Annotated in this window: 6 protein-coding genes; 5 read left to right on the forward strand and 1 reads right to left on the reverse strand. The window is 46.1% G+C overall.

Annotated elements, in window-relative coordinates; all coding sequences use genetic code 11:
• The first annotated feature begins 112 nt into the window (after window positions 1–112).
• Together V7Z64_RS11450 and V7Z64_RS11455 are read left to right on the forward strand one after the other, a co-directional pair.
• Window positions 113–286, forward strand: coding sequence for a hypothetical protein (locus tag V7Z64_RS11450; protein ID WP_297990795.1), 174 nt, complete (start codon window positions 113–115; stop codon window positions 284–286).
• Window positions 286–1,047, forward strand: a complete 762-nt coding sequence (locus V7Z64_RS11455; protein WP_297990796.1) for a serine/threonine protein kinase — start codon at window positions 286–288, stop codon at window positions 1,045–1,047. The genes V7Z64_RS11450 and V7Z64_RS11455 overlap by 1 nt, the downstream gene beginning before the upstream one ends.
• Before the next feature lie 14 nt (window positions 1,048–1,061).
• Here the strand turns inward: V7Z64_RS11455 and V7Z64_RS11460 are convergent, their stop codons facing one another.
• Window positions 1,062–1,391, reverse strand: coding sequence for a helix-turn-helix domain-containing protein (locus V7Z64_RS11460; protein ID WP_297990800.1), 330 nt, complete (start codon window positions 1,389–1,391; stop codon window positions 1,062–1,064).
• 181 nt (window positions 1,392–1,572) lie between these two features.
• Here V7Z64_RS11460 and V7Z64_RS11465 point away from each other — a divergent pair, with 181 nt between their 5' ends.
• Genes V7Z64_RS11465 through V7Z64_RS11475 form a run of 3 tightly spaced genes read left to right on the forward strand, consistent with a single transcriptional unit; the run spans window position 1,573 to window position 5,440 of the window.
• Window positions 1,573–2,583, forward strand: coding sequence for an asparaginase (locus tag V7Z64_RS11465; RefSeq protein WP_297990797.1), 1,011 nt, complete (start codon window positions 1,573–1,575; stop codon window positions 2,581–2,583).
• Window positions 2,584–3,996 (forward strand): aspartate ammonia-lyase, encoded by a 1,413-nt coding sequence (gene aspA, locus V7Z64_RS11470; protein WP_297990798.1) that lies wholly within the window; start codon window positions 2,584–2,586, stop codon window positions 3,994–3,996.
• Between the two features lie 28 nt (window positions 3,997–4,024).
• A complete protein-coding gene (locus V7Z64_RS11475) occupies window positions 4,025–5,440 on the forward strand; it encodes an NAD-dependent malic enzyme (RefSeq protein ID WP_297990799.1) in 1,416 nt (471 codons plus the stop codon).
• The last annotated feature ends 211 nt before the right edge of the window (window positions 5,441–5,651 follow it).

Raw genomic sequence — 5,651 nt, forward strand, 5'->3', positions numbered from 1 at the left:
CCCCTTCTTTCGTATTTTCTTAAAATTTTTTCTATTTTGCAAGAGGAGTAGTGAAACTTCTTCCGTTTCTTTTCGTATAGTTAAGTCATCTATCGTGAAAGGAATGATAACGATGTTGAAAAAATTGCTTGAGATGCTTTTACACAAAAATATGCACAAACATCATTACAGCAGCAGTGACCGTTATACGTACCGTCCGCATCGCCATCCGTCGCAATACGGCTATAAGCATTATAAAAAGAAGCATCGTAGCCATAGCATTTTCTCTAGCTTTTTTAGCAGCTAATGATTTCTTTTTTTCAAAAACCGTATCGCGAAGGAACGGTGGTCAATGGACGGTATGCGGTCGAAGCGCAGCTTGGTGAAGGAAGCTACGGGGTAACATATGTGGCGCGCGATGAGAAGACAAACGAGCTTGTCGTCGTAAAGCAAATGAAGCGAACGAAAAAAAAGAAGCGAATCGCATCGTTTGAACGAGAAGCGTGCATGTTACGAAAGCTAAACCATCCGCAAATTCCAAAGCTATATGATATGTTCGACGTGCGCGGCATTCCGCATCTTGTCATGGAATATATTGAAGGGGACACGATTGAAACGCTTATTTTCGAGAAAAAACAAACGTTCGATGAGAAAGAAGCGTTTTTCTTGTTGGCGGATGTGTTGGCAATTGTGCAACACATTCACGCCCATGAAATCGTTCATCGCGATTTGCGCATTCCGAATCTCATTTTTCGCGACGGGGTTGTATATGTCATAGATTTCGGACTTGCGCGTTTTTTTCATGAACAAGATGGGCCGTTTTTGACACTCGAACAGCAACTCCGACGTCAAGTAGATGTGAGAAGCGACATATACGCCCTCGGTCATTTTTTACTGTTTTTATTGTATTCTTCACATGAGCCGACAGAGGAAGAAGAAAAAAGTTGGGAAGACGAACTGGCGCTAACAGAAGAAGCGCGTCACGTGTTGCGCCGCATGTTGCAGCTTGATGAGCCGTACGCATCTGTTGCACAATTGGCGCGCGATGTTGCTTATGTAATTGGATAGGCGTTGCATAGCGCCTATTTTTTATTTTCGATGTCGCGTTTTGCGCGGATGAATGCGATGAGTTGAATGATTTCGTCTTCCGTCACGGCTTCACCGTCTACCGTCAGTCGAAACGTCGGGCGAGTGAGCTCAATCGATGGTTGTTCCTCGTCTGTTGCCCCAAGTAAATAGTCGGTCGTTGTGCCAAATAACGCCGCTAACTCCTTGACAGCTTCGAGCGACGGCTGGCGATAGCCGGATTCATAGCCGGCGTATGTGCTTTTTGCGATATTGAGTTGATCGGCAATATATTGCAACGACCATTGCTTTCTCTTTCTTAATTCCGATAATCGTTTCGAAATCATCATGTTTCTCCCCCTTTTTTGCTGTTCGCGAAATGAATAAAAACACTTGTTATTTTCTTTTTTTCTGAATATAATTGAAATGAATGTACGCGAATCGCGAACGAATGTATTTATAGTTTACACTACATGACACAAACAATACAAGAGATGATCCAAAATCGCCATATTTGAGGTGACGATAATGAAAAACATTTTGTTGCTTGCGACAGGTGGGACGATTGCTTCCGTGCCGAGCGAAGAAGGGCTTGCACCAAAGCTGACGGCACAGGAGCTGACGAGCTACATTACGATTGAAAATCAGCCGTATCGTTTAGATAGCCAAATTTTAATGAACATCGACAGCACAAACATGCAGCCGGAGCATTGGCGTGACATTGCCGAGGCGATCTATAAGCAATACGATCGCTATGACGGCTTTGTCGTGACGCACGGAACGGATACGATGGCGTATACGGCAGCTGCGTTGTCATATATGTTGCAACACGTAAATAAGCCGATTGTACTGACGGGCTCTCAAGTGCCGATCGGTTTTCCGAAAACGGATGCGAAAAAAAATATACGCGATGCGCTTCGTTTTGCGTGCGAAGATGTGAGTGGGGTGTTCGTCGTTTTCGATGGGCGCGTCATTTTAGGCACGCGGGCAGTAAAAATGCGGACGAAAAGCTATGATGCGTTCGAAAGCATTAACCATCCGTACGTCGCTTACATTCATCACGATCGCATCGATTATCAATACGAACTGCCAAAGCCGAGCGGCAAGTTGCAATTTGATCCGTCGCTTTGCCCGGACGTGTTTTTACTAAAGCTTCATCCGGGCACGAAGCCAGAAATTTTTGATTACATTCGCCATTTATATCGCGGCGTCATTATCGAAAGTTTTGGAAGCGGCGGTGTGCCGTTTCAAGGGCGCAATTTGTTGCCGAAAATAAAGGAACTAATTGATGATGGCATGGCCGTTGTCATTACGACGCAATGTTTAGAAGAAGGAGAAGATTTAACATTATATGAAGTTGGGCGAAAAGTGGCGCAAAATACCGTTATTTTATCAGGCGATATGAACACGGAAGCGATTGTGCCGAAGCTCATGTGGGCGCTAGGGAAAACGACGAATGTGCTTGACGTGAAAAAAATAATGGAAACACCGATTGCCAATGACATGACAGAAAAAGAAGGGGAAAGTTGGGATGCATAAATGATGCAGACGAAAGCAGTACGAATCGAACGCGATTTGCTTGGTGAAAAAGAAATTCCGTACGATGCTTATTATGGCATTCAAACGATGCGGGCGGCCGAAAATTTTCCGATTACAGGGTATCGTCTCCATCGCGAGCTTATTCAAGCGATGGCGACCGTCAAAAAAGCAGCAGCGCTCGCGAATATGGAAACAGGTCAACTTCCGCGGCGCATCGGTGAAGCGATCGTGAAAGCAGCCGAAGAAGTGATCGACGGGCAATGGCACGACCAATTTATCGTCGACCCGATTCAAGGTGGCGCAGGAACGTCCATCAACATGAACACAAACGAAGTGATCGCGAATCGCGCACTTGAATGGCTTGGGGAGCGAAAAGGGAACTACCATGTCATTAGCCCAAACACGCACGTCAATATGTCGCAATCGACAAACGATGTGTTTCCGACTGCCATTCATATTGCGGTGCTGAACATGATCGACCAACTGCTTCAAACGATGGAACATATGCATGATGTGTTCGCCGATCGAGCGAAACGGTTTGACCACGTCATTAAAATGGGACGGACACATTTACAAGATGCTGTTCCGATTCGGCTCGGACAAGAGTTTGAAGCGTACCGCCGCGTCGTCGCCCGCGATATGAAACGCATCGCTCAGTCGCGCCAACATTTGTATGAAGTCAATATCGGAGCGACGGCAGTCGGAACGGGCTTAAATGCTGATCCTGCCTATATTGAACGCGTCATTTTTCATCTCGTTCAGTTGACGCGTTTGCCGCTCGTGCGCGCCGAACATCTCGTCGATGCGACGCAAAATACAGATGCCTACACAGAAGTATCAGCTGCGTTAAAAGTATGTATGATCAACATGTCGAAAATCGCCAACGATCTTCGTCTGATGGCGTCTGGCCCGCGCGCAGGGTTAGGGGAAATTACGTTGCCTGCTCGCCAACCGGGGTCGTCCATTATGCCGGGAAAAGTGAATCCGGTCATGGCAGAAGTCGTCAATCAAGTGGCGTTTCAAGTCATCGGAAACGATCATACCATTTGTTTAGCGTCAGAAGCTGGTCAGTTAGAATTAAACGTCATGGAGCCTGTGCTCGTCTTTAATTTGCTTCAGTCGCTTCATATGATGGACAACGTATTCCGCGTGTTTACAGACTACTGTTTAGCCGGCATCGAAGCGAATGAAGAACGGCTAAAACAACATGTCGAAAACAGCATCGGCGTCATTACGGCCGTCAATCCGTACATCGGTTATGAAGCGGCGTCGCGCGTGGCGAAAGAAGCGCTACAAACAGGGAAATCGGTGCGTGAATTATGTATCGAGTACGATTTGTTGAACGAAAAGCAATTAAGTGATATTTTAGACCCGTATGCGATGACAAGTCCGGGTATCGCAGGTAAACATTGAAGAAAATGATGAAAAGGAAGGTTACAACATGGCAAGCGGAGCAAACATGCATATCACGATTCGATTACAATTTGCGAAAAACGTCGTCTCTTTTAGCGACATCGCTACGGCGATTGGACAAGCTGGCGGTGATATTGTCGGCATCGACGTCATTTCCTCCAGCAAAACGCATACGGTGCGCGACATTACAGTAAGCGTCCTCGACTCGAAACATGCGGATGTCGTCGTCGATACGTTGCGCAAAACAGCTGGCGTGAAAGTCATTCACGTTTCAGATCGGACGTTTTTAATGCATATCGGTGGAAAAATTGAAGTGAAATCGAAAATTCCGATTAAAACGCGCGATGATTTAGCGCGTGTGTACACGCCGGGGGTCGCGCGCATATGCACAGCGATCGCGGAAGATGCGACGAAAGCTTATTCGTTAACGATTAAACGAAATACCGTTGCGGTCATTTCAGACGGCACGGCGGTGCTCGGTCTTGGGGATATTGGTCCGTATGCGGCGATGCCTGTCATGGAAGGAAAAGCGATGTTATTTAAACAGCTCGCCGGCGTGGATGCGTTTCCGATTTGTTTAGATACGAAAGATACGGACGAAATTGTTCAAATCGTCAAAGCGATTGCCCCAGCTTTTGGCGGCATTAATTTAGAAGATATCGCTGCGCCGCGTTGTTTTGAAATTGAGGAGCGGTTAAAACAAGAGTTAGATATTCCTGTGTTTCATGATGACCAACACGGTACAGCTGTCGTCTTGCTTGCAGGTTTACTAAATGCGTTAAAAATTGTAGATAAAAAGATTAAGGATATTAAAGTCGTATTAACGGGCATCGGAGCAGCAGGCATCGCTTGCACGAAAATATTGTTGGCGGCCGGTGTGAAAAACATTATCGGCGTGGATCGGCAAGGGGCGATTCATCGCGGCGTCCAATATGACAATCCGTATTGGAACGAATATGCGCACATGACGAATCCAGAAAATATAAGCGGTTCGCTTTCAGACGTTATCGCCGGGGCGGACGTATTTATTGGCGTATCCGCGCCAGGCATTTTAACGGTAGAAGATGTGAAAAAAATGGCGAAAGATCCGATCGTTTTTGCGATGGCCAACCCTGTTCCAGAAATTGATCCGGAAGTGGCGGAACCGTACGTGCGCGTCATGGCGACGGGCCGATCCGACTATCCAAACCAAATTAATAACGTTCTTTGCTTCCCGGGCATTTTCCGCGGGGCGTTAGATTGCCGCGCCATTGAAATCAATGAAGAAATGAAACTTGCTGCCGCTCAAGCGATCGCTTCGGTCGTCACAGACGAAGAACTAAGCGAAACATATATCATCCCGAGCGTGTTTAACAATAAAGTGGCAGAAAAAGTGCGCGAAGCCGTTATGAAAGCGGCGTACAAAACAGGCGTTGCCCGCAAGGACGATATGATGTTCAAGTAAAACATGGCGTCATCACGCCATGTTTTTTACATTTTTTCACATCACATTCACATGTTTAAATCAGTTATACTTTAAATAGGGTAGCGTAATTTCTCATTGCGTCTTGTCGTCGTTTGGCATAGAATGATGGGGTTAAGGAAAACGGGTGTGAACAATTTTTATTAAAAGAAATTGACCGCATCAACGCAATTGTTGAAGATATGCTTTTGAT

It is taken from the genome of Anoxybacillus sp., from assembly GCF_036834105.1.
Lineage (GTDB): Bacteria > Bacillota > Bacilli > Bacillales > Anoxybacillaceae > Anoxybacillus.